At 40.3% G+C, this 22,971-nt stretch carries 24 protein-coding genes and 5 pseudogenes; 8 read left to right on the forward strand and 21 right to left on the reverse strand.

The window, feature by feature from the left end; all coding sequences use genetic code 11:
* Positions 1-102: 102 nt before the first annotated feature.
* From D7Y06_RS19050 to D7Y06_RS19075, 5 genes and pseudogenes are all read right to left on the reverse strand, one after another.
* Positions 103-696, reverse strand: a complete 594-nt coding sequence (locus D7Y06_RS19050) for an AAA family ATPase (RefSeq protein WP_243119402.1) — start codon at positions 694-696, stop codon at positions 103-105.
* A gap of 201 nt (positions 697-897) precedes the next feature.
* A pseudogene (locus tag D7Y06_RS28335) lies at positions 898-1,077 on the reverse strand (hypothetical protein); the annotation flags it as partial.
* A gap of 243 nt (positions 1,078-1,320) precedes the next feature.
* Positions 1,321-1,860 (reverse strand): flavodoxin family protein, encoded by a 540-nt coding sequence (locus tag D7Y06_RS19065; RefSeq protein WP_120409299.1) that lies wholly within the window; start codon positions 1,858-1,860, stop codon positions 1,321-1,323.
* Positions 1,861-2,058: 198 nt separating this feature from the next.
* Positions 2,059-2,274: a GNAT family N-acetyltransferase gene (locus D7Y06_RS28650; RefSeq protein WP_120409300.1), complete on the reverse strand. Its 216-nt coding sequence runs from the start codon at positions 2,272-2,274 to the stop codon at positions 2,059-2,061.
* A gap of 455 nt (positions 2,275-2,729) precedes the next feature.
* Positions 2,730-3,641 carry a LysR family transcriptional regulator gene (locus tag D7Y06_RS19075; RefSeq protein WP_120409316.1) on the reverse strand — a complete coding sequence of 304 codons (912 nt, stop codon included), beginning with the start codon at positions 3,639-3,641 and terminating at the stop codon, positions 2,730-2,732.
* 186 nt (positions 3,642-3,827) lie between these two features.
* On the opposite strand from D7Y06_RS19075, the gene D7Y06_RS19080 reads away from it, so the two are divergent.
* Entirely contained in the window at positions 3,828-4,229 is a 402-nt protein-coding gene (locus D7Y06_RS19080; RefSeq protein ID WP_120409301.1) for an RrF2 family transcriptional regulator, read from the forward strand.
* 9 nt (positions 4,230-4,238) lie between these two features.
* Here the strand turns inward: D7Y06_RS19080 and D7Y06_RS19085 are convergent, their stop codons facing one another.
* The 9 genes and pseudogenes from D7Y06_RS19085 to D7Y06_RS26110 all read right to left on the reverse strand — a co-directional run bounded on the left by D7Y06_RS19085 (position 4,239) and on the right by D7Y06_RS26110 (position 10,914).
* Entirely contained in the window at positions 4,239-4,988 is a 750-nt protein-coding gene (locus tag D7Y06_RS19085) for an amino acid ABC transporter ATP-binding protein (RefSeq protein ID WP_120409302.1), read from the reverse strand.
* 3 nt (positions 4,989-4,991) lie between these two features.
* Positions 4,992-5,666, reverse strand: coding sequence for an amino acid ABC transporter permease (locus tag D7Y06_RS19090; RefSeq protein ID WP_120409303.1), 675 nt, complete (start codon positions 5,664-5,666; stop codon positions 4,992-4,994).
* Complete coding sequence (locus tag D7Y06_RS19095) at positions 5,647-6,309, reverse strand: amino acid ABC transporter permease (protein ID WP_330566526.1); 663 nt, start codon at positions 6,307-6,309, stop codon at positions 5,647-5,649. The genes D7Y06_RS19090 and D7Y06_RS19095 overlap by 20 nt, the downstream gene beginning before the upstream one ends.
* A 120-nt stretch (positions 6,310-6,429) precedes the next feature.
* A complete protein-coding gene (locus D7Y06_RS19100) occupies positions 6,430-7,305 on the reverse strand; it encodes a transporter substrate-binding domain-containing protein (protein WP_330566527.1) in 876 nt (291 codons plus the stop codon).
* 23 nt (positions 7,306-7,328) lie between these two features.
* Positions 7,329-7,976: a methionine ABC transporter permease gene (locus D7Y06_RS19105; RefSeq protein ID WP_120409317.1), complete on the reverse strand. Its 648-nt coding sequence runs from the start codon at positions 7,974-7,976 to the stop codon at positions 7,329-7,331.
* 8 nt (positions 7,977-7,984) lie between these two features.
* Positions 7,985-8,983: a methionine ABC transporter ATP-binding protein gene (locus tag D7Y06_RS19110; RefSeq protein ID WP_120409306.1), complete on the reverse strand. Its 999-nt coding sequence runs from the start codon at positions 8,981-8,983 to the stop codon at positions 7,985-7,987.
* A 27-nt stretch (positions 8,984-9,010) separates the two neighbouring features.
* A complete protein-coding gene (locus D7Y06_RS19115) occupies positions 9,011-9,859 on the reverse strand; it encodes a MetQ/NlpA family ABC transporter substrate-binding protein (RefSeq protein ID WP_120409307.1) in 849 nt (282 codons plus the stop codon).
* Between the two features lie 54 nt (positions 9,860-9,913).
* Positions 9,914-10,435 (reverse strand): annotated as a pseudogene (locus D7Y06_RS28655) (pyridoxal-phosphate dependent enzyme).
* A 305-nt stretch (positions 10,436-10,740) separates the two neighbouring features.
* On the reverse strand, positions 10,741-10,914 hold the full coding sequence (locus tag D7Y06_RS26110; RefSeq protein WP_158591431.1) for a hypothetical protein: 174 nt from the start codon (positions 10,912-10,914) through the stop codon (positions 10,741-10,743).
* Positions 10,915-11,137: 223 nt separating this feature from the next.
* On the opposite strand from D7Y06_RS26110, the gene D7Y06_RS19125 reads away from it, so the two are divergent.
* A complete protein-coding gene (locus D7Y06_RS19125) occupies positions 11,138-11,521 on the forward strand; it encodes a BlaI/MecI/CopY family transcriptional regulator (RefSeq protein WP_120409308.1) in 384 nt (127 codons plus the stop codon).
* A 1-nt stretch (position 11,522) separates the two neighbouring features.
* A complete protein-coding gene (locus tag D7Y06_RS19130) occupies positions 11,523-13,448 on the forward strand; it encodes a BlaR1 family beta-lactam sensor/signal transducer (RefSeq protein ID WP_243119403.1) in 1,926 nt (641 codons plus the stop codon).
* Between the two features lie 169 nt (positions 13,449-13,617).
* On the opposite strand, the pseudogene D7Y06_RS28340 reads toward D7Y06_RS19130, so the two are convergent.
* From D7Y06_RS28340 to D7Y06_RS19145, 4 genes and pseudogenes are all read right to left on the reverse strand, one after another.
* Positions 13,618-14,026: pseudogene (locus D7Y06_RS28340) on the reverse strand (DUF6070 family protein).
* A gap of 57 nt (positions 14,027-14,083) precedes the next feature.
* Positions 14,084-14,575 carry a hypothetical protein gene (locus D7Y06_RS27300; protein ID WP_243119404.1) on the reverse strand — a complete coding sequence of 164 codons (492 nt, stop codon included), beginning with the start codon at positions 14,573-14,575 and terminating at the stop codon, positions 14,084-14,086.
* Positions 14,575-15,957 carry a DUF6070 family protein gene (locus tag D7Y06_RS19140; RefSeq protein ID WP_120409309.1) on the reverse strand — a complete coding sequence of 461 codons (1,383 nt, stop codon included), beginning with the start codon at positions 15,955-15,957 and terminating at the stop codon, positions 14,575-14,577. The genes D7Y06_RS27300 and D7Y06_RS19140 overlap by 1 nt, the downstream gene beginning before the upstream one ends.
* A complete protein-coding gene (locus D7Y06_RS19145; protein WP_120409310.1) occupies positions 15,902-18,022 on the reverse strand; it encodes a penicillin-binding transpeptidase domain-containing protein in 2,121 nt (706 codons plus the stop codon). The genes D7Y06_RS19140 and D7Y06_RS19145 overlap by 56 nt, the downstream gene beginning before the upstream one ends.
* 210 nt (positions 18,023-18,232) lie before the next feature.
* On the opposite strand from D7Y06_RS19145, the gene D7Y06_RS19150 reads away from it, so the two are divergent.
* Positions 18,233-18,550, forward strand: a complete 318-nt coding sequence (locus tag D7Y06_RS19150) for a site-specific integrase (RefSeq protein ID WP_330566530.1) — start codon at positions 18,233-18,235, stop codon at positions 18,548-18,550.
* 394 nt (positions 18,551-18,944) lie between these two features.
* Here the strand turns inward: D7Y06_RS19150 and D7Y06_RS19155 are convergent, their stop codons facing one another.
* The 3 genes from D7Y06_RS19155 to D7Y06_RS19165 form a co-directional block, all read right to left on the reverse strand.
* Positions 18,945-19,427, reverse strand: a complete 483-nt coding sequence (locus tag D7Y06_RS19155; RefSeq protein ID WP_120409311.1) for a helix-turn-helix domain-containing protein — start codon at positions 19,425-19,427, stop codon at positions 18,945-18,947.
* A gap of 237 nt (positions 19,428-19,664) precedes the next feature.
* Positions 19,665-19,853: a cysteine-rich KTR domain-containing protein gene (locus tag D7Y06_RS19160; RefSeq protein WP_016298986.1), complete on the reverse strand. Its 189-nt coding sequence runs from the start codon at positions 19,851-19,853 to the stop codon at positions 19,665-19,667.
* Positions 19,854-19,950: 97 nt separating this feature from the next.
* Positions 19,951-21,156: an MFS transporter gene (locus D7Y06_RS19165; protein ID WP_120409312.1), complete on the reverse strand. Its 1,206-nt coding sequence runs from the start codon at positions 21,154-21,156 to the stop codon at positions 19,951-19,953.
* 154 nt (positions 21,157-21,310) lie between these two features.
* On the opposite strand from D7Y06_RS19165, the gene D7Y06_RS19170 reads away from it, so the two are divergent.
* The 4 genes and pseudogenes from D7Y06_RS19170 to D7Y06_RS19185 form a co-directional block, all read left to right on the forward strand.
* Positions 21,311-21,526 carry a helix-turn-helix transcriptional regulator gene (locus D7Y06_RS19170; protein WP_120409313.1) on the forward strand — a complete coding sequence of 72 codons (216 nt, stop codon included), beginning with the start codon at positions 21,311-21,313 and terminating at the stop codon, positions 21,524-21,526.
* Positions 21,513-21,959 (forward strand): hypothetical protein, encoded by a 447-nt coding sequence (locus D7Y06_RS19175; protein WP_120409314.1) that lies wholly within the window; start codon positions 21,513-21,515, stop codon positions 21,957-21,959. Before D7Y06_RS19170 ends, D7Y06_RS19175 begins: the two co-directional genes overlap by 14 nt.
* A gap of 179 nt (positions 21,960-22,138) precedes the next feature.
* Positions 22,139-22,237: pseudogene (locus D7Y06_RS19180) on the forward strand (phage replisome organizer N-terminal domain-containing protein); the annotation flags it as partial.
* A pseudogene (locus D7Y06_RS19185) lies at positions 22,225-22,935 on the forward strand (DUF4368 domain-containing protein); the annotation flags it as partial. The pseudogenes D7Y06_RS19180 and D7Y06_RS19185, both read left to right, overlap by 13 nt.
* Positions 22,936-22,971 lie beyond the last annotated feature (36 nt).

A 22,971-nucleotide genomic window follows, 5' to 3' on the forward strand; every position in this document is an offset into this window, starting at 1 on the left:
AATTTGCATATCCTAATTCTTACCAAAAAGGAGCCATTTATTTCCAAAAACACAAACTTATTTACACTACCTCTGATAATTTCCATTTTCTTATTTTACAAATCATTTTTTATTCCCCATTTCTTTAGCAAATAAATATTTATCCCGCATAAGTGCTATAATGAAGTCTGTATTCTCATCAATGGGCTTTGTTCCATCAATCCGCATAACCGGGCATTTCAAAGTCTTTACCCATTCTTCAACAGTACTCTCATTTCTGGATTCAACAAAGCGGAAAAATTTTTCTTCCTGCTCAAACAAATCCCCGCCTGATAACATTCTTTTGCCAAATTTCTGAAAAGAACGCTTTTTAACTCGTTGCAATCGAATATTCTTTGGAACGTCAAGCAATATAGCATACTGAATTAAAGAGTAAATAACTTCCCCATAATCTCCTTTAACGGAAGCAAGTATAAAGTTTTTATGTGTTTTTATCTCATGTAACAAAAGCTTTTCAACTTCTTTGCGAGTACGCGGTGAAGCGTATATATAATTCGGATTTGTTTTGGGGAAATACAAATTTTCAATATCTATAAAATGAAAATGTAGTTTCTCCGCAAGAGCTTTTCCAAGCGTACTTTTTCCAGTCCCATTTAAACCACATATAATAATTCCCATAGAATGTCCTTTTCTAAGCAGGAAACCGAAAATAATCAATTTAAGACTTCCATTACTTTTTCATATTTATTCTGATAGTGCTGTTTGCTTTCTGTGGATAATTTTTGAAAACTTCTCGCCAATTTATTCTTTACAAACTCCTTACCATCTTCAATCCTCATTCCTTTTTGAACATAAGCCAGATATAATAAACTGGGAACACTATCAAAATGCGAACAAGTTGTTGCGCTCTTTGTATCATTCTTTCATATGCTCCAACTGCGCCCGCACTCCCTCCCGGCAATCCGGCCCTATCTTCTTATATTCCCCGGTCAGATTACGGATTGTATTATTGTTTTCCTTTATCTGCTCCGAAAGACATACCTAGTCTATCAGATTTTTCACTACCTTGTCCGTTTCGTAAAGGGCTGTATCTACCACGGTATTTGAATAGCGTTTTTTGTGATATTTTCTATGCTTTTTATTGCGGAAAACAGCGTAAAATCGCTTATTTTGTGTAGCGTATTTTTATTCGTCTGATTTCTTGGCACTGTTTTGGCACCAAAATGATTTTCTCCTTATCCGCCCATATTACATGGTGCTAGCACCATGTATAAATAACATTAACAAGGAAAATAGCAATGCGCTGTTCTCCACCATTCTAATCAACAAAAAGGACTTTGGTTAAATCTTATTACAAAATTCTATGATTTCATCTTTCCTTTGTTCCACTGCATTTTTATATTCCACTGAACATAAACCTAATCTATCACAACACTCAACTTCTAAATGCCCGTAAAAATGTTCAATGCTATCAAAAATATTCTGGCATTCTCTCATGTTTGTTCCTGTTCTTAATGCCACCACATAACCTTTCTTTCCAGTACTTAAAATTGCATGTGGCTCATGGGTATTACACCAAGGTGTACATCTATCAATAAAAACTTTAAACTGTCCGGGGATATCTGCCCAATAAGAAGGCGATACCGATATGATAATGTCTGCCCACTCATAATACTCAATTATTTTATCAACATCATCATGCTGAACACATTTTGCTGTATTATGGCACGTTCTACACCCTTTACAAAAACTAATATCAAAATCATCAATACATATGCTTCTGACCTCGTATCGCTCCTTTAGACATTCTGAAACTACGTTTACTATTTCTGCCGTTGCTCCATTTCTGACAGGACTACAATTCATCACTAAAACTTTCATTTCTTCCACCTTCCTATCAAACTCGAATTTACTTGCTTTTCTTCTTCTCATCACGTCTTATCAAGGCGATGATTAGTTCAACAATTCCCCCACATAGCCATATAATACCAACCACAATATTTTCTATCGCAAAGAACCAAACTAACGATGTGAGAATCCATGTAATTGACAAAATTAAAATTCCGTTACAGCTTATAATTATTCCTCTAGCAAATGTCGATTTGTTCTTTTGATTATACCACTTCCATCCAGTTTTTCAAACTTTCCATATCCCACAAAGTGCAATCCACACTTCCTCATAACATTTCCCGAAGCAATATTGGGTTCACAATGTTGGGAAGCAAATTTTCGTGCCCCAAAATTTGTGCGAGCATAGTTTATCATTGCCTTTACCGCTTCTGTAGCATATCCCATACCCCAACAATCATATCGAAATTATAGTATCATTCTCCACAAAAGCAAGCCACTTTCTTACTTATTCAATGTTAGTATAAGTGGTGTAAACCATATACCTTGAAACTCTTTCATCACTAACCCATTTAAACACATCTTCTGCATCAGCAATTTTAAGAGGGCGTAACTACAATCGTTCTGTTTTTAATTTGTATATCATGCATTATTATATCCTCCACCAAATTCAATTTTATAGAATAAATATATCTCTTCCACACTCCATTTTCAACAAAATATAGGGGCTGCCGCACTAAGTTATTAGTGCGACGCCCCTTTACTATGCAAAAAAACTGCCAGACCTCGAAAGAATAAATTCCGTATCGCCAAGAACCCTTCTCAAGATTGTGCTTTACTCTTACATGAACGGGGATGCTTCTTAATCCCCTGTAGCTCACAATTCTTTTTTTTGTGTAGTTTTACAGCATCACTCTATCCTTAAATTTTTCCAGTGCCGCCAGATAATCCATTCCAATTTTACTAATATGCATATCTTTCCGTGTAAGATAACCGATTGTCATCTTTTCACTGGAATTTAGACGTACCGCAACATAATCCGCACCATTCAGTTCTTCACAAATAATGCCGGAACAAATCGTAAATCCTTGAATCCCTATCATTAAATTCAAAAGGGTTGCCCTGTCACTGGCTTTTATCAATTTCTTATAGGGTACCGTACTTAAAACTTCCTCCGCAAAATAAAAGGAATTAAGCTCTCCCTGTGCAAAAGAAAGACAGGGATACTCCATAAGTTCCTCTAGTTCAATTCGCTTCTTTCCCGCCAGCGGATGCGTTTTTGCCATATAGACATACAAACCACAATCAAAAATCGGGTGAAAAGCCAAACGGTAATCTGCAAATATTTTTTGTAATACCTGTCTGTTAAAATCATTTAAATACAAAATCCCCAATTCTGATTTGCAATTCCTTACATTTTCAATTACCCTATGGGTTTTCTCTTCATATATTTCAAATTCATAATCATTCATCCCATACTGTTTGATGGTTTCAATAAATGCCTGAACCGCAAATGTATAATGCTGCAGGGATACGCTGAATTTCTGTTTCATTTCCTTTTGGGTAACATATTTTGCCTCCAGCAATTCATATTGTTCTAACACCTGCCTTGCATACCCTATAAATTCTTCCCCCTCTGCTGTCAGGGAAATACCTGCTTTCGACTTTCTAAAAATCTGTATAGCCAATTCCTTTTCCAGACTGGCAACCGCTCCTGACAGACTGGGCTGTGAAATATATAGCTTTTTTGCTGCGTCATTCATTGAATGTTCTCCGGCTGCACATATAGCATATTTTAATTGTGTCAGTGTCATATCATCCATTCCTTCCTTTTTAGTATCATGGAATAATCTGTAAATATCATCCATATCACAAGTATTTCTCACAATTTCTTCCGTCCATCTTTTACTTGCTGCCAAAATACATATCAGCCTAATAGGTTTATATGTATTGATTTCCCCCCATAAGTACGTTATACTTTGAGAAAAAGGAGGAAACCTATGATTTCAACAAAAGGACGGTATGCCCTGCGTATGATGATTGACCTTGCCATGCAGGATACAGACAAATATACCCCGTTAAAGGATATTTCCGAAAGACAGGGCATATCTGAAAAATATATGGAGATTATTATAAAACATCTGGTAAAGCATAAACTAATTCACGGCCTTCGAGGCAAAGGCGGCGGCTACCGGCTTATACGCAGTGCTGCCGACTATTCGGTTGGCGAAATACTGGAAGCCGTAGGCGAACAGCTTGCCCCTGTATCTTGTCTGCTTCCGGAAACAGAACCCTGTGACAGGGAATCTGCCTGCCCCACCATAGCCATGTGGAAAAAATTTAATCAGTTATCACATGATTTCTTTTATGGCATCACACTCGCAGACCTGACAGCACCCTAAACGCACCGCCTACCGAACATCCTCAAATGAAAACACGTGCAGAAATTTTTTTGCACGTTCTGTCTGAGGATGTTCAAAAAATTCTTTTGCCGTTCCCTCTTCCATAATTTTACCCTCATCAATAAATACAATCCGGTCTGCGACTGCTTTCGCAAACTGCATTTCATGCGTGACAATCAACATCGTTTTTCCCTGTTTTGCCAGTGACAAAATGACATCCAGCACCTCCCTGACCATCTCCGGGTCAAGTGCAGCAGTTACCTCATCAAATAACAGAATTTCCGGATGCAGAATCAAGGCACGCACAATCGCCACCCTCTGTTTCTGCCCGCCTGACAGCTGTCTTGGGTAACTGTCTGCTTTATCCGCCAATCCCACCTTTTTTAGCAGCTCCAATGCCTCCTCTTTTACTTCATCCTTCTTTCTCTTTTGCACTTTGACCGGGGACAGCATGATATTTCCAAGCACACTGAGATGTGGAAAAAGGTCATAGCTTTGGAAAACCATGCCCACTTTCTGCCTCAAAAGGCCTGCATTTTCCTTCGTGCCGGATATTTCCTTTCCCTGTATTCTGACACTCCCGGACTGTATTTCCTCCAATCCATTAATACACCTTAATAAAGTGCTTTTTCCACAGCCGCTTGGTCCTAATATTACGACTACCTCCCCCTCCTGCACATTCATGTCCAGATCATTCAGTATGATGTGTCCGTCAAATTTTTTTACAAGATTCCTAATCTCTAATACGGTATCCGCCATATGCTAACTCCATTTCCTTTCCAAGTATCGGGCTGTCATGCTGACAGACCAGCAGATGACAAAATATAAAATAAAAATTACCAAAAAAACCCCAAACGCTGCATTCGGACTTACCATGCGGTTAGCCTCGATAATCTGCTGCCCCACCTTTAACACCTCCACAACACCAATCATCAATATCAGGCTGGTAGTCTTTATCATACGGGTAATCAGATTGATGGATACCGGAATCAGCCTCCGGAGTGTCTGCGGTAAAATAATATAAAAATAGGTCTGTCTCCTGCTTAATCCCAATGCCTTGCCGCTCTCATACTGATGCCCGGGAATACTGAGCAGTGCACTTCTGACCAGATCACCCATTTCCGCAGTCCCCCACATAACAAATACAATGACAGCTGCGGTCTCTCCCGGCAGATTCCAGCCCATACTTCTGGTAGTCCCAAAAAACACAAGGAATAAGAGTACCAACTGCGGCATAATCCGGATAAATTCCAGATAAAATTTTGTCAAGAACCGAACCAGCCTGTTGTTTCTTGTCATTAAAATTCCCAAAAGTATTCCCAGAGGAATGCTGATTACAATGGACAACAGGCTGATTTCCACTGCAATCCAAAGCCCATCAAACAGCCGGAGCAGATTATTCCCTTTCATAAGAACTTCAAGCCCCAAATCCGGCATAGCGCACCCTCCTCTCCACGGCAGCCCCCACGATGGATACCGGCAGTAAAATCATTAGATAGAATACCACTAAGAGTGCAAGGCTTTCCGTTGTCTTATAATACAAACCAATTAAATCTTTTGTCGTAAACATTAAATCCATCAGGCTGATTGCTGAAAATACACTGGTTTCTTTGAGCAGGAAAATGATATTCGCCAAAAATGCCGGAATACTTGTTGAAACAGCCTGAGGCAATATAACATAGCGCATCGCCTGCATCCTGTTCATTCCCAGGCTGTATGCACTCTCCCGCTGAATATTTTCTACACTGTCCAGACCGCTCCGGAACGCCTCCGCCATATAACTCCCGCCCAGAAAAGCCAGACCTGCCACACCACAAACCTCCGGTGTCAGGACAATCCCTATTTTGGGCAGACCATAATACATAAAAAACAACTGAACCAGAAGAGGTGTGTTGCGACTGACTTCTATATAAATCATCACAAACCGCCGCAACACCGGAATTTTTTCATACAAAATTAATGCACAGACCAGACCGATAACGATTGACAGCAAAATCCCCTCTATTCCTAACTGTACTGTTAAAACGGCCGCACGTTCGTATAAGGGCAAAACACGTTCTATGTATGCAAAATCCACCATGACACCTCCCATCTGGAATTACTCTGTGCTCTTGCGGTAATGCTGCGAGCAATGCAAGCAGCTAATCCGCTAATGTTTGAGTTGCCCACAGCACAAACTTGTTGAGTGAATAAACTATGTTTATTCACTCTTGCCACCTTCCACGACCAGCGTTTCCTTATATTTATCCCCATAAGTTTCCGTCAACGTTTCATCATAGTCCTTGTGAAAGAACTGCTCTTCTCCCAATTTCTTAATGTCCTCGTTAATCCAATCCAATAATGTAGTATTTCCTTTGGTTACTGCAGGTGCAATCGTATCATTGCTGCCCAGACTTGGGATGCCAACTGTATAACCGTCATTCTGCAGGGAAAATGCAATCACTTCCGTATTATCATTTGCCCATGCAACACCCGTTCCATTTTCAAAAGCCTCTTTTGCCGTCGCATAGGAATCAAATTTCTGCAACGGGATATCCGGATAATTCTCTGTCAGATATGTCTCAGCAGTCGTTCCGGAAATGATGATAATTTTATCGTCCTTATTCCAGTTATCCAGACTCTTAACTACATTGTCATTTCTGCTGACCAAACCTAATGCCACATTCATGTATGGCAGTGCAAAATCAACTTCCTCCTTGCGTTCATCCGTTACCGTAAAATTGGCAAGAATGACATCCACCTTTCCGGTCTGCAGGTACTCAATCCGGTTTGCAGCCTCTGTGGAGACATAATTTGCCTTTACCCCCAAATCCTTCGCCAGCCGGTTCGCAAAATAAACGTCATATCCCTGGTAATCTCCATTTTCATCTACATAGCCAAATGGATTTTTATCAGAAAACACACCGATATTTATCGTTCCATCTTTTTTTATTTCATCCAGCGTCCGGTATATGGTTTTCCCCTCTTTCCCACTATTTGCCGCTTTGCCGGTTTCTGCTGATTTGCCGCAACCTGCCAGCCCCATAATTAACACAAATACCACCCCTAAGACAATCCATCTTTTTAACTTACTCATTTTCATTTCTCCTCTCAAAATTTCTATGCACTTCTTTTATCAATCCGATTTACAAGCCATATTCCTGCTTCCTGAAAAAGCTGGACAATCAATACAAGAAATGCAACTGTAACAAACATAATATCCGTCTGATAGCGATAATACCCATAGTTAATAGCAATCGCACCCAGTCCTCCTCCGCCAACGAATCCAGCCATAGCAGAATATCCAAGAATCGTTGCCATAGATATAAGCCCGCCTACCAAAAGCGATGGTTTCGCTTCTGGCAAAAGCACCTTATATATAATCTGTAACCGCGAGGAACCCATAGACTTAGCTGCCTCTATCACACCTGCATCCACCTCTTTCAACGAAGACTCAACCATCCTTGCCACATAAGGTGCTGCCGCTACTACTAATGGAACGATTGTCGCCGTAGAACCAATTGTTGTTCCCACAATCAATCGGGTTAATGGTATAATTGCCACCAATAAAATCAAAAATGGTACAGAACGCAGCAGGTTTATCAGAATCCCTGTTACCAAATGAATAATCCTGCCGGGACATATTCCGTTTTTATCTGTAATAAAACAAATCACTCCTAAAGGAATCCCTATCACATAGGCAATGAAGGTAGAAACCAATGTCATATATAATGTTTCTTTTATTCCGCCAGCCAATAACTCTATCATCTGTTGGTTCATCCCACATCTCCCCCTTCCATAAAGTGAGTTCCTTTTTTTCTTAGCATTTCTTTCACGATGACTTGTTTCTCCGGTTCCTCCGGCATCTCTATCAGCATTTGGCCAAATGCTTTTCCACCAATATTTTCTGTATTGGCTCCCAGAATATTAAGCCGTATGCCGCTTTCCAGTACCAATGCGGCAAAAACCGGTTCAAACGAGGATTGCCCATCAAAAGCAATCCGAATACTGTACCTGTCTGCGTCCGAACCTGCTTCATCCTTATCCGGCAGTATCAGCCTTTTCGCTGTTTCGGATTTGGGATTCAGAAATACTTCCTTTACCTCACCGGCTTCCTCTATAATTCCTTCGCTCATTACAGCTACTTTGTCACAGACCTGCTCAACTACACGCATTTCATGTGATATGATAATAATCGTTACCCCAAGCATTTCATTAATGTGTTTTAAAAGTGCCAGAATAGACCTTGTTGTAATGGGATCTAAGGCACTGGTCGCCTCGTCACAAAGCAAAACTTCCGGATTGGTCGCCAGTGCCCTTGCGATGGCAACCCTTTGTTTCTGCCCTCCTGACAACTGGGACGGATAAAAATTTTCTTTTTCTTCCATGTCTACTACCCTTAATAGTTCTTTGGCCCGCTTTACCCTGTCATTTTTTGAAATCCCTGCCAGTTCCAGAGGATAACATATATTTTTCAACACATTCCTCTGCTCCAATAAATTAAACTGCTGAAAAATCATTCCCATCTTTTGTCTGGCAAGACGTAATTCCTTTTCACCGACAGATGTCAGCTCCTGATTCCCAAAATATACTTTTCCTGACGTTGGCGTTTCCAACAGATTGATACACCGAATCAAAGTTGACTTTCCTGCACCCGAAAATCCAATAATCCCATATATTTCCCCTTTTGAAATATGAATGCTAACATCTTTTACGGCAGTCACTTTCTTGTTTTTGGAAGAAAATTCTTTTGTAATATGTTCCAAACGAATCATTTCTGAAGCCTCCCTTATCACGGATGGTTAAAAGATAGGAACTACTGCACCATCATACTTATCCTCGATAAACTTTTTTACCTGCTCTGATTTCACTGCATCAATCAGTGCCTTTATCTTCTCCGCATTTTCATTTCCCTCCTTGACAGCAATAATATTGGCATATGTCTTGGCTGCCAGCGAATCTGCTCCTTCCGAAGCCAGAGCATCACTGAGTTTCAAATTTGCTTCCAGTGCATAATTCGTATTGATAGCAGCAACATCCACATCCTGTAATGCTTTTGGAACCTGTGCTGCCTCTAATTCCTTGATTTCAAAATTCTTTGGATTATCCGCAATGTCTTTAACGGTCGCAGTAAGACCTGCATTTTCTTTCAGCTTAATCAGTCCCTGGTCCTGCAAAAGCAACAGTGCCCTTGCCTCATTTGTGGTATCATTTGGAACTGCAATAACCGCCCCTTCTTTCAAATTCTCCAGGCTGTCTGATTTTCCTGCATAAATACCAAATGGTTCATAATGGATATCCGCAACACTGACAATATCCGTCCCATTTTCTTTATTGAAATCTTCCAGGTAAGGCAGATGTTGGATATAATTTGCATCCAATTCCCCACTTTCCAGTGCTGTATTTGGTATAATATAATCGTTATATTCTACCACCTCTAATTTGTACCCCTGCTTCTCCAGTTCATCAGATACGGAACGTAAAATTTCTGCGTGCGGTGTAATACTTGCCCCTACTTTAATTACTTCTAATTCCTGTGCGGAATCGGTATCTGCCTTTTTCCCTGCCGCAGCATTGTTTCCGCATCCTGCGAGCAGTCCTCCCACTATACTTAAACTCAAAATCAATGAAATAATAAATTTTCCTTTCATGTCAAATCCTCCTTAATCTCTGTTATAAAATATATGTAATTTACTTTCTGCCTCTTACGCAAACAAAAGCGTTGACAGATATCTGTCCCCGGAATCAGGGAGTAACACTACGATAGTTTTTCCTTTATTTTCCGGTCTGCCTGCCAAAACAGAAGCCGCCTTTAAAGCTGCACCGGACTATCAGCCGGCTCTACAGCCACGATTTTCACATCCGGATTTTTTTCCTTGAGGTATTCGCCGACACCAGTAATCGTTCCTCCTGTTCCAACTCCTGCCACAAATATATCTACCTTCCCACCCGTCTGATCCCAGATTTCCGGTCCTGTAGTTTCCTTATGTACTGCCGGATTCGCTGGATTTACAAACTGCCCCAGTATTACCGCCCCATCGGTCTCTTTCTACATCCTCTATCATAGCCAGTGCAATACGGTCCTTCACAGAACCTGCCGGATTCAGATATTCCAGCTTTGCCAAAATCACAGCATCTGTCACTTCCGCCTGTCTGCTATAACGGTTCAGTTTCAATAACGGTGTCCCGCCGATCAGTTCCAATGCATTTTCTTTTATTTCACTCATAATTCGTCCTCCATTTTATATTTTGCACAAAAAAACAGTTGCATATACTCCCAACAACTGTAGTTTCTCACAATATCATATACTACTTGCCAGCCGTACATGGAATACAATTCTTATTTCTGCCTGTCATATGATGACAACACATACCCCTTCTCCTGTTTTTTTCATTCATTTTCCTCATACTGACCATCCCCTTTCCTACTTCAATAGTAGGTTAATATGTTTTGTATTATAACCATGCATACACGCTTTGTCAATACTACCGCTTCCAGTTTTTTTCTATTGCATCTAATAGGTATTTCCTATTACCTGTCTATACATATTTTTTTCAGTTTTTGCAGCGCCTCTTTCAAAACACTTCTCGGACATGCCACGTTAATTCTCTGAAAGTCTTTCCCGCTGTCCCCAAAGATTTTACCGCTGTCCAGCCATAATTTTGCCTGGTGAATGATACGCCGGTCAAGTTCCTCTGCCTCCATTTCTTACTTATGTAATATTTTAATTATTACACTTGTGATTTATGTCAAGAGATTTCGTTATAAAAGTGGAAATTCGCAATGTCCGATAAAGCGGGGCAGGCTCTCCGCTCTCGCTACTTCCTCATAGCTTTGCTTCCACTCCGTGTCATAAAGCTAAATTGACATTTCGCATTCCATACACTATAATATGTATTACATCCGTAAGAATTAAGGAGGTTCAAAGATGAAAGCATTGCCACAGATTTCAGAAGCAGAATTTGAAGTGATGAAAGTCATATGGAAACACGCACCAATCAGCACCAATGAGATAACGGACAGATTAACACAGACGACCAAATGGAGTCCAAAGACAATACAGACTTTGATAAAACGCCTTGTGACGAAGGGCGCTCTTTCCTATGAAAAGCAAAGCAGGGTATTCGTTTACACCCCTCTGATAGAAGAAAGGGAATACATCGGGCAGGAAAGCCATTCTTTTCTTGAGCGTTATTACAATGGAGACATTACCGCAATGCTTTCTGCCTATATTGAAGATGATAAACTCTCGGAATCGGAGATAGACGCCCTGCACTCACTTCTCCTCAAAGGGAGAAAAAGGAGGAATTAACATGGCGGATTTTGGAATACGTTTTTTTCTATGCAATATTTTAATCTGCGCTGTCACAGGCATACTTCTCATCACAAAACGGGCATTCAAGAACCACCTGACCAGCAGGATGCAGTTTAATTTGTGGTTTCTGCTGCTTGGACTTTTAGCGGTTCCATTTCTGCCTGTCCGTCCGATCCGGTTTTCACAGGTTCTTTTGTGGCTTGATAAGTTGAAAAATGCAGCGGCATCAAATATGGAATCCCTTACAGAGACAGCGGCAAATGCGAATACGCTCGGCGCCGCAAAACAGATCAATGACTTTGCCCTGTCCGTCAGCAGCAAAACGCCATCCATTATCGGGCTTATACTGTTTGGAATATGGATCATCGGAATCCTTGCAATGCTGTTATTGGTGGCAAAATCAAGATCACGCTTTTACTCTATGAAAAAATCCTCTCTTCCGTTGCAAAACAGGGAGGTTCGTATGGTATACAACAACTGTTTAAACGAGATGAAAATAAAAAGAAATATCCCTGTTTATAGCACCGCTTTTTTGAAATCCCCTGTCATTGCAGGATTATTCAGACCATGTATTTATCTGCCAATCCACTTGATTTCGGATTTTAATATGACTGCCGAAAAACACGCATACCCCGGAGGGTATCAAGGAATATCTAACGTATGTTCCAATGCTGCGGATATACGGTATACCCACAGGGCATCCCGTAATTCATGCCCCTGCGGGGCGGACGGGCTGCGCCCGATAAGGTATATGCTGTTACATGAATTACAGCATTACAAACATAAAGATGCTATTGCAAATTTCCTTATGAATCTCTTCGGCATTCTGTACTGGTTTAACCCTTTGGTATGGTTTGCGCTAAAAGAAATGCGCAATGACAGGGAAATTGCCTGTGATACTTCGGTGCTGAAGCTCCTGAACGAAAGCGATTATGAAGATTATGGGAATACTCTGATAAACTTTGCAGAAAAAGTTTCCCTCACGCCCTTCCCCTTTGCTGCCGGGATCAGCGGGACTATGAAACAAATGCAGAAGAGAATTATCAATATTTCCTCTTACCAAAAACCGTCTGTCTGGAAAAAAGTAAAGGGAACCGGAATCTTTGCCCTTATTGCAGTCATACTTTTGGGGATTACCCCGATGTTTTCCACCTATGCGGCAGAACAAAATTATTATCCATGGAACATATCCTCCGAAAAGATTAACTTAATGGATTTATCTTCATATTTCAATGGATATGAGGGAAGTTTTGTTTTATACGATATGAACAATGATACATGGAATATTTATGACATGGATCATGCCACTTTACGGACAGCGCCAAATTCTACCTATAAAATATATGACGCATTGTTCGGTCTGGAAGAAGGCATTATCAAGCCGGGAGATTCTGTTATGGCATGGAACGGAGCCGACTATCCATTTGAAGCATGGAACGCTGACCAGGACTTGTATTCTGCCATGCAAGCCTCCGTCAACTGGTATTTTGAGGAAATAGATAAGCAGCTCGGTTCATCCACCATTCAGAATTTTATCCGAAAGATCGGATATGGAAACGAAAATGTAAGTTCAGACCTTTCCTCATACTGGATGCAGTCAACATTAAAAATTTCCCCGGTAGAGCAGGTGCAACTTTTAACAGCTCTTCACAACAATAACTTTGACTTTGCCCCGAAACATATAAATGCTGTAAAAAATGCTATTTGCCTGTTTTCTTCGGAAGGCAAAAACTTTTATGGAAAAACCGGAACCGGACGTGTAGACGGTCGAGATGTAAATGGCTGGTTTGTAGGCTATATTGAAACTGCTGGCAACACATACTTTTTTGCCACCAACATCCAAGCCACAGAAAATGCCACAGGCAGTAAAGCATCAGAAATTTCCCTATCCATCCTATCTGATATAGGAATATGGGGAGAATAAAAATCTGATCCACAATATTCATTACATAAAATAATGCTCCCTTTTTAAGTAGTTCATGTAAAAATACAGTTACTTAAAAGAGAGCATTATTTCTTCCATGATTTAGTTATTATTTTTCAAGTAATTATAAATAGATTCGATGGTCATGTCTTTTTCAACCATATTCTGTTCAACATCTGCCATCATCAAACGGCTGTACCACGATTCTGTTGGTAAAAGCAAGGTCAGAATTGTAATCTGCCCATACCCCGTCAACAATAAGCGTAATCGTTCCATCTGCACTTTTCCCGTACCTGCTCTATTGATACCGGAAAATAAGCAGTCATTATCTTTTCATATGTTTCCGCAGGTATTCTCCAGTTTTTCGTCCTTAAATTTTCCCCGGTGTATATCCGATATATATCTTCAAACATACAGGGCATCAGAATATCTTCTACATTGTTACTGTTCCAGTTTGTCACAAGGACATTGTAATTTACATAGCTCAACCCATATACATATTTTGCAGTTAATTCCCGGCATTTATCAAAAAGCGGTTTTATTCTCCAATACTGGCGCAAGCTGGAATAGGCTATCACATCTTCATATGCATAAATAACCTTTCTCTGTCAGCTTGATTTCCGCTATATCGCTGACTAATGTATTCTTAATCTCTGGTATACCGTCCTCCTAGCAGCCAATCCCCACATAAAGTCTTTCACTTTCCCATAGTTTTCCACATTGGTATCTTCTGTAATGCTGACATAGCCCGCTTCCCCGAGAAGTGAAACAACCTTCCGGCACTGCTCCCTTGTGAACCCTTTAATATTGGAGCCATAAGAATTTTCCGTTTCGGTTATCAAGCATTTTTCCGTCTGCGGAAGGAACCATAAAGATGATTCCATTTCTAATTTTGTTTTACTTTCTTCTTCGCCTTCTTTTGCAACAGTATTATCTGATATTTCTTTTTCATCGTCGGATGGAGCAGAAGTATTATCGGAAAGTATTTCTATTGGAGGTTCCCACACTTCCTCTGCGTTCCTTTCAGAACTTCTTTTCCCCAAAACAATACTGCCTGTTATCACAATGATTACCATCAGCACAATGAGAGAACCATACTTTTTTAAAAGCCATTTTACATCCTCCATTATTCCGTTCCTCCGTATATTTCAATCCATTCCTCTTTAGTCAGGCGGTTGGAATGCCACCAAATATCATGTTCATCCACTAAATTAATCATCTGATTCGATACATACTGAAAACAATTCCCATCCAACGGACGGATTACTGTTTTATGTGAATACGCCATAGATGTATTGCCATTCGGATATACAGCATTGACGATAAGCGTGATTGTTCCATCCTGATTTTCTGTATAACTAACTACTTCTGGATACGGAATATCAGGATATTCAACCTCATAAAATCCCCGTGGCCTGTATTCATAAGCTGCCTTTTCTGGATTATATGTTGTTTTCCTCCGAAGTTCTTCCTTGTTTACCTTAAAGTGCGTCATAATGACATTCTCAAATATTTCTTCCGGTATCTGATAGACTACTCCAACCGCCAAACTTTCGTCTGCAACATAAGGAACAGACTGCCCATACAAGATTGGATAAAAATTGTCAAATATATCATAGAAATCCAAATCCCCAATATCTTCTTCATTCCAATCCGTAAGAAAAATATTGTTCTGTTCATAACCGACTGGCAGGATATACTTTCGGTTCAATTCCCTGCATTTCTCGTCTAATGGCAATACCCGCAATGCCGTATGTTCTGGCGTATCACTTAACGTAAGCACATAGTTTTCATCTGAGAAATAGCTTCCTTCAAAGAGTAAATACCCTTCCTCTGTATATTGCCATATATCAGCCGGATAGCTAACTGTACTTCTGTTCTGGAAACACCCGTCCTGATCATATTGATAGTACCCTCTGACAATATTTACGTTTCCATCCTCCGCTTTCAGATCAAATTTCCGAAATCCAAAGTCTTTGATTACTATGATTGTCAGCAGTGCGCTCTTCTTTTCATCTACTGCTTTACAAAACTCTATTACCTGTTCTGCTCCTGCCATGTCAACCTGATTTTCACTGTCAACAGCTACATAACCATTCTCACCAAGCCTTGCAACAATGCGCCGCAACGTTTCCAGACTGCTCAAAGTATTTGTTTCCTCTTTATTGCCGGATGGCATAGAGGGATGCCCGGAGGGTGTTTCCACCGCTTCATCATAAATATCACGGTAAACTGCCGCTATGCTTATCGCATCATCAAAATCGTCTTCATTTGGCAGATACTCTTCATTGTCGACAACTGTTTCCGTATTCTCCAGCACCTCTTGTAATTCATTGCTGCATCCAGTCATTACCAATATAGCAGTACCCGCCATTACAAATAAAGTTAATATTTTTTTCTTTTCCTCTTTACTGCCGAATGGCACGTGTGCCCCAGAGGGTATAGCGGTATCCTTAATTGTTTCCGCCAAACCAGCTTTCCAGAACTTCTTTATCTTTTCCCACAACATAGCCGCTTCCCCCTCTCCCTTTTACATCTTCAACCATGCTTACAATTAAAATCGGATTTTCTTCTGTTCTTTCTTCTGTAAAAACAGCAAACCATCCAAGCTCTGTGCCGGAAGTATCCTCTTTCGAGGCTTTGATTTCCGCTGTCCCGGTTTTCCCTGCCAGCAGGACATCCTCCCGGTGTGCCGCATAACCTGTTCCGTGAGAGTCATTGATAACCTTTTTGATCCCCTCCAATACAAGGTTTGTTGTATTTTCAGAAAAAGCATCTGAAATCCAGTATTCCGGCTCTGTATCCGGACTGTAAACCAAATAAGGCTTTATTACATTGCCTTCATTGCAAAAAGCTGTGTAGATACATGCCATGTGAAGCGGATTTACTAAAATCTGCCCCTGCCCGTATCCGCTGTCCGCCAGTTGTATCTCCATTTCAATATTCTCCGTGTTGGAATACTGGGATTGTGACATAACAATTTCAAATGGCAGTTCTTCCTGAAAACCTAATCCTAACAGGGAGTCTTTCATTTCATCTGCACCGATTTTTAATGCTGCTTTCGCAAAGTAAATGTTATCCGAATAGATTAAGGCATTTTCCAGAACAACCGGATCATACGCATGAAGTGTCGTTACATGGTAGGAACCCCATGAAGCGTCCTTCTGCCAGCTTAGCCCTACATTTCCATAGTCCTCATTTGGATCAACAGCCCCAGACTCCAGACCGATTGCCGCGGTAATCGGTTTAAAGGTAGAACCCGGACACCATACCTGCCGGAAACGGTTATACAACGGTTTGTTTTCATCTTCATTCAGCGCCGTCCATTTTTCACTGGATAATCCCATAATAAAGTCATTGTTATCATAAGACGGTGTACTGACTAACGCCAATACTTCCCCCGTATATGGATTCATCGCCACCGAGCAGCTTTTATCCTCCCGGAACTGCTCATATAAAGCATTTTGAAGTTTCGAGTCAATCGTCAGTTTTATGGTTTTTCCATGCTCTACCAGCCTGTTTGCCAGTTCTTCCTTTATATTGCCGTTGGCATCCACAATATAGATCCGGCATCCATTCAGTCCCTTTAATTCGCTTTCAAACAATCCCTCTGCCCCGCTTCTTCCGATGACACTGCTTGCAGTATATCCTTCCCCGGCATGTTTCTCCAAATCCTCCGCCGTGACACTCTGCACATATCCTACCAAATGCGCTGCCGCATCGCCTAACGGATATGCCCTTACCTCCGTGTCTGAAATCATAACCCCCGGTATATCAAGCAACTGCTGCTGCCTTTCATACTCTTTTATCACTTCTTCATCCGGTTCCAGTGACATCAATTCTATTTCTTCCACTTTCTGCAGTGTTTTGACCGGAACAAAAGAATCCTCCTTTACCCACTTTGCCAATAATTTCTTTTCTATTTCTTCCTGCTTCATTCCCAACAGCTCCGCTATCTGCTCTATTGCACTATCCATGTTTTCCAGTTTTCCCGGCACAATTCCCACAGAAGATGCAACACCCGGTCCTGCAAGGACACGACCATTTCTGTCAAGTATTTCTCCCCTTTTTGCCTGTGTAGTAGATACCCTTACTTTATCCGTAGAAGATAATCCAGAATAAATCAAGGAATCCGTCCATACCAGCTTGTATCCATCTTCTCTTTTCAGAAAATACGCCTCATTTTCAAAGCTGATATTCCCTGCAACGGTATCAAACGTTGTCTGGTACTGCACCACGTTTCTTTCTTCGTCGTAAGAAGTAATTGTGGTTGTCATGTTATGTACTTCTATCCCTTCATAGATAGCTGAATTGCGCTTTATAAAATCCTCCTCACTGATCTGTCCAGATGCATCCACGTCAAGCATTTGATACATTTCTTTATAATTCTGCTCTGAAATGTAATTCATATATGTGAGAAGCAATTCATCCGGTTTGGTCAAAGTGCTTCCCTGCTTAACCAAAATCAGCATAGATGCTGCCATGCCAAATATAATTGCTGTCATAATGCCTGCAATGAGCCACAAAACCTTTCTACTTCTCTTTCTTCTGCGTCTGCTTTTCTTTTTTGTCATGAGCTATCCTCCAAATAACTGATAATGATAACTATATACCATTTTTAAATCTTACTCTTGTAAGATTTTTGCATAAAAAAATTTGTACTTCGTCCACCTCAAATATTACACCCGTAAGATTTATAAGTCAAGTAAAATATTTTAGGTAGCCGGCTAAAACACATATGAAATAATTTTTTAAGACGGATTACAGATAAAGGAGACTTAACAATGCACACTTTACAAACACATATTAAAAATTATTTAGAGTATTGCAATACTCAAAAATGTTTGGATGCAAAAACGCTAAAAGCATATCGAATTGATTTGCAACAATTCTCTGAACAACTTACAATCTCGGATACTACAGAGATCACTTCATCTGAATTAGAAAATTATATAGCTGAGCTTCATCAAAAGTACAAACCTAAAACTGCAAAACGCAACATTGCTTCTGTAAAATCCCTCTTCCACTATCTTGAGTATAAAGAAACTATTGACCGGAATCCTTTTAGCAAAATACAGATACGTTTTCGGGAACCTATCTGATCAGGCAGTTCGCAGAATGATAAACAAATATTAGAACCTTTGAGAGATTCATCAAATTCATTCGAGGGGACTAATCAGAAATATGATGAAACCTTTAAAGGCTCTTTAATGCGGAATGGTGCATATTACAAATGCGGGTTTAAAAATGTAACTTTTGAGGGAACAATTGGAAATAATTATATTTTTAAAAGTTCTAATTTCACAGACTGTAGTTTTGCAAAAGCAAACTAGAAGGAACCTCTTTTCGGGAGTGTTATTTTCGGAAAAGCACATTAGAAACTTCTAAAATGAACCAATGTGTCTGGCTCTTTAATATCTGTTATTTTACATTTCTTATTTTTCAAGATTGCTCATTTACCTTTTGGCATATTACTTCATTTCTTGACTTATAATTTTATAAAAGTTCACTATCTAAAGCTCGTAAATTTATGACAGAGACTATTTCCTGTTGTATTCTTTCAACTTCATCGATTCTAACTCTGCCAATACGGTTTCTTTCCATTTTATAATCTACATCTGGAAATAGTTTTTCCAGTAAATTATTTATTTCTGGAGATGCACCCATTGAAGCTGTCACAAGAGATGTCATATCATATTGTTCCAGTATTTCTCTTAATTCGTTTTCTGGAACTTCTGATAATTGTTCAAAATCAGTTATTTTTTTAGTCGGTATATTCGGCTCTAAAATATCATTTATTGTAATTCCGTAAAGCTTAGATATTTTTAACAGAACCTCTAAATCTGGTATAGCTGCTCCCGTTTCCCATTTTGAAACAGCTTGTCTGGATATATCCAACCTTTTTGCTAATTCATCTTGTGTGTAATTATGTTTTTTTCGCAGTAATTGCAAATATTTTGAAATGATGTTTGTATTCATAAAAATCCCCTCCTTTTTTCTATTATAAAATGACCTTATAGAAAAATAAAGAGCTTGAAAAGTGCCAAAAAGCAATTAGCAGTTGCTGTCATTTACCTTATTTCGGTAGATGTCTTATCTGTATTCAGTATATCGCAGACTTTCTATGTATTGTAAGATAAAGCAGTAAAATGAAAAATCTTAACTGTCTGCGTAAGCAAAAACAGAGCCAACAAACTGTGGTTTTATTTCACAAGTTCATCGGCTCTGCGTCTGTGCGTCTGGCTCTCTGATAACAGACATATTCATTTGTCGGACATTTATAAGGGTTTCCTGCTTACATTTTGGGCAAAATAAAGGAAATTTCTCAAGTACCGTATCTTCACGCAATTTCAATCTCGTCTTGTTTCCACATACAGGACACAATAGCCACTTTTCCTGCTTCATGCTGACACCTCCTGCATCAATGTAACACCCCCTCACATTCGTTCGAGGGCAAGTCGTCGGAAGGCATTTTCAGAAATGCTTTGCATTTGCCTTCCTCCTATTCCTTTTCCATATTCTTAAAGAAACTCATTGCAAATAATCCTACAATGCAAACTATGATGCCAGTCGGGACTAAGACAAAATATACGGCGCTGTAAAATCTGTCAAACAAAAAACCGTACACGATTTGTCCTATGGGCTGAACACACAAAGTAACCGTTGATGTATAAGCCATCACTTTTCCTATTAAATGATTTGGCGTCCTCTGCTGTATGATTGAAACAGCAAAAATAGAAAATATACTGATAACAGCCTGCATACCGCAAAATGATACAACCGTAACTCCATACTTTATCATGGCATTCACTGGCAAAATGAAAACAATGCCGGCAGGGATAATAAAAATACCCATAGAAGCAAGCAGGACAGATAATTTATGTATTTTCAATTTCTCTGCCAAAACTCCTGCGGCAATGCTCCCCAAGATTGTAGCGACTGCCAACGCACTTTCCGCAGCCCCATAATACTTTGCACTAAATCCAAGGACAGTCCGCACAAGAAAAGGAAGTCCGACTATGGTAATGCCCATCACAAAAAACCTTGAGAATGCCGTAAAGAGCAGCATTTTTGATATGCTGGTCTGTTCTTTTGAGATATACTGCATACTTGATAAAAAATCCTGCTTAACAATCTGAAGCACACCGCCTTGATTTTGAATACGCTGATAGCTCAATTTTATAAAACATTCAAACAGGGCAGTAATAAAAAAACAGACCAGGCTTGCATACATTACGGGTTTTAGCCCAAGCATGGCATACAATACGCCGCCCAACATAGGAGCAATCAGATAGGATAAAGATGCCACTTGATTTACAACGGCATTTCCTTTCATAATATTGTCACCTTGTAACATAGTGGGGATACACGCTTGAACAGTAGGCGTTTCAAACGCACTCAAAACAGAAAGAATAATAAGCAACGTACTGATTACGGCAATGGCATTGCTTTCCGACAGGAATAGTGCAGCACATAAAACAGATACGCCAGTCAATGCGTCTAACACCACCATAATATTCCGTCTGTCTGCCCTGTCCGCCAAGATACCGCCAAGCGGTGACAAAAGAATGGTCGGGATTGTAGCAACAGACAATATCCCTGCAAATATGGCTGCCGAACCAGTCGCTTCCAGTACATACATGGACAGTGCCAATTTCAATATGAAATTTCCAAACAATGAGGTTAGCTGCCCTAAAATAATGCTCATGTGCGATAAAGTAACACAAAGATTTTGATAAGCAGCCACCCACTATTCCGTGCAACTTATAAGAAAAACTTTTGTAAAGGAACCTTGACAAAACCGCCTTATCCTACTATAATGAAATTGTAAAGGAACCTTGTCAAAACGGAGGTGACATTATTTGGAAAACAGGGTTGAAGAATTAAGGAAAAGATTAGGCATGAATCAAGAAGATTTTGCAAAAGCACTTAAAGTTTCAAGGCAAACCGTCAGTTCAATCGAAACGGGGAAATATAATCCCTCTTTAGAATTAGCTTTTGTAATATCAGATTTTTTTGGTAAACAAATCGAAGAAATTTTTATTCATGAAAGGAGTTGCAAAGATGAAAAAAGGTAATTTATTAGAGGGTATTTTGTTTATTTTGGGAGGTATTATTCTTTTGAGTGTAGCACTGCTAACTGATAGTGTGCTGGACAGTTTGCTTATTGGTTTTGCTGCCGGAGCCATTTGTTCTGGTACTGTTATGACTTGTAAATACTTTTATTGGAATACATCTAAAAACAAAGAACGGTATCAAGAAAAAATAGAAAATGAAAAAATCGAACTTCACGATGAATTAAAATCACAATTAAGAGATAAATCCGGGCGCTATGCGTATGCTATCGGACTTATGACAGTTAGTATTTCAATAATCATCTTCTCCATATTGGGAAAACTTGAAGTCATTGATAATTCATGCTTAATAGTGCTATATCTAGGCGGCTATCTAATTTTTCAAATTGTAATAGGTATCGTAATATTTAAACAGTTATTAAAAAAGTATGAATAGCAAAACCAGCCAAGCCAGTCAACGGTCAAGATGAACGGGCTTCGCCCGCCGTTGACAGCCCGTCTGTTTTCGCAGTTGAGTAGACAAGGGGCAACAGCAAAAAATGCTGCCGCCCTTTATCATCATAAAAAGGCAACTATTAACCAACCATTTCCTCATGTGGGAGAAAGGGGGGAATCATGATAGCCACCATCACCCGCCAGCAAGTCGGCACAGTGGAGAGGGCTTTGCAGATTTTTATGAAACTGGGGCTTGTAGAACCCTTGCAGAAGTGGGCTTGTTCTCCGGCATACTCTTTTGTGCCGATTGCGGAAGCGTCATGTACCAGCAGAGGTATCAGACGGACAAGCGGAAACAGGACTGTTACATATGCGGTAGCTACAAGAAGCGCACGGCAGACTGTACGGCGCACTTTATCCGCACCGACCTGTTGACCGCCGGAGTGACCGAGAACTTACGGAAAGTCACCAGCTACGCCGCCAAGCACGAAGCCCGGTTTATGAAGCTGTTGACCGAGCAGACCGAGGACGGGAGCAAACGCCGGAACGCCGCCAAGAAGAAAGAACTGGAAGCGGCAGAAAAACGGATTGCGGAACTCTCCGCTATCTTCAAGCGGCTGTATGAGGACAGCGTGACCGGGCGCATATCGGACGAGCGTTTCACGGAGCTTTCGGCAGACTATGACGCCGAGCAAAAGGAACTGAAAGAGAAAGCCGCCGCCTTGCAGAGCGAGCTTTCCAAGACGCTGGAAGCCACGGCAAACGCTGAAAAGTTTATGAAAGTGGTACGCAAGTACACCAGCTTTGAGGAACTCACCCCTACCCTGTTGCGGGAGTTTGTGGAGAAAACCGTAATCCATGAATCGGAAGCACTGGACGGGAAACGGCGGGGGAAGCTCCGCAGACAGGAAATCGAAATCTATTACTCTTTTGTCGGCAAGGGAGGCTGTAAAAAATCTTGTGTCTATGAACTTTAGACTTTCCTGATAAGAATTAGATATGTAAGAGTATTT

Source organism: Roseburia sp. 1XD42-69, from assembly GCF_003612565.1.
Taxonomy (GTDB): domain Bacteria; phylum Bacillota; class Clostridia; order Lachnospirales; family Lachnospiraceae; genus Roseburia_B.

Bases quoted from the DNA above. Each gene is read 5' to 3' on its own strand.
- D7Y06_RS19065 (WP_120409299.1), bottom strand. From the start codon at position 1,860: ATGAAAGTTTTAGTGATGAATTGTAGTCCTGTCAGAAATGGAGCAACG.
- D7Y06_RS28650 (WP_120409300.1), bottom strand. From the start codon at position 2,274: ATGGGATATGCTACAGAAGCGGTAAAGGCAATGATAAACTATGCTCGC.
- D7Y06_RS19075 (WP_120409316.1), bottom strand. From the start codon at position 3,641: ATGACACTGACACAATTAAAATATGCTATATGTGCAGCCGGAGAACAT.
- D7Y06_RS19080 (WP_120409301.1), top strand. From the start codon at position 3,828: ATGATTTCAACAAAAGGACGGTATGCCCTGCGTATGATGATTGACCTT.
- D7Y06_RS19085 (WP_120409302.1), bottom strand. From the start codon at position 4,988: ATGGCGGATACCGTATTAGAGATTAGGAATCTTGTAAAAAAATTTGAC.
- D7Y06_RS19090 (WP_120409303.1), bottom strand. From the start codon at position 5,666: ATGCCGGATTTGGGGCTTGAAGTTCTTATGAAAGGGAATAATCTGCTC.
- D7Y06_RS19095 (WP_330566526.1), bottom strand. From the start codon at position 6,309: ATGGTGGATTTTGCATACATAGAACGTGTTTTGCCCTTATACGAACGT.
- D7Y06_RS19100 (WP_330566527.1), bottom strand. From the start codon at position 7,305: ATGAGTAAGTTAAAAAGATGGATTGTCTTAGGGGTGGTATTTGTGTTA.
- D7Y06_RS19105 (WP_120409317.1), bottom strand. From the start codon at position 7,976: ATGATAGAGTTATTGGCTGGCGGAATAAAAGAAACATTATATATGACA.
- D7Y06_RS19110 (WP_120409306.1), bottom strand. From the start codon at position 8,983: ATGATTCGTTTGGAACATATTACAAAAGAATTTTCTTCCAAAAACAAG.
- D7Y06_RS19115 (WP_120409307.1), bottom strand. From the start codon at position 9,859: ATGAAAGGAAAATTTATTATTTCATTGATTTTGAGTTTAAGTATAGTG.
- D7Y06_RS26110 (WP_158591431.1), bottom strand. From the start codon at position 10,914: ATGGAGGCAGAGGAACTTGACCGGCGTATCATTCACCAGGCAAAATTA.
- D7Y06_RS19125 (WP_120409308.1), top strand. From the start codon at position 11,138: ATGAAAGCATTGCCACAGATTTCAGAAGCAGAATTTGAAGTGATGAAA.
- D7Y06_RS19130 (WP_243119403.1), top strand. From the start codon at position 11,523: ATGGCGGATTTTGGAATACGTTTTTTTCTATGCAATATTTTAATCTGC.
- D7Y06_RS27300 (WP_243119404.1), bottom strand. From the start codon at position 14,575: ATGGAGGATGTAAAATGGCTTTTAAAAAAGTATGGTTCTCTCATTGTG.
- D7Y06_RS19140 (WP_120409309.1), bottom strand. From the start codon at position 15,957: ATGTTGTGGGAAAAGATAAAGAAGTTCTGGAAAGCTGGTTTGGCGGAA.
- D7Y06_RS19145 (WP_120409310.1), bottom strand. From the start codon at position 18,022: ATGACAAAAAAGAAAAGCAGACGCAGAAGAAAGAGAAGTAGAAAGGTT.
- D7Y06_RS19150 (WP_330566530.1), top strand. From the start codon at position 18,233: ATGCACACTTTACAAACACATATTAAAAATTATTTAGAGTATTGCAAT.
- D7Y06_RS19155 (WP_120409311.1), bottom strand. From the start codon at position 19,427: ATGAATACAAACATCATTTCAAAATATTTGCAATTACTGCGAAAAAAA.
- D7Y06_RS19160 (WP_016298986.1), bottom strand. From the start codon at position 19,853: ATGAAGCAGGAAAAGTGGCTATTGTGTCCTGTATGTGGAAACAAGACG.
- D7Y06_RS19165 (WP_120409312.1), bottom strand. From the start codon at position 21,156: ATGAGCATTATTTTAGGGCAGCTAACCTCATTGTTTGGAAATTTCATA.
- D7Y06_RS19175 (WP_120409314.1), top strand. From the start codon at position 21,513: ATGAAAAAAGGTAATTTATTAGAGGGTATTTTGTTTATTTTGGGAGGT.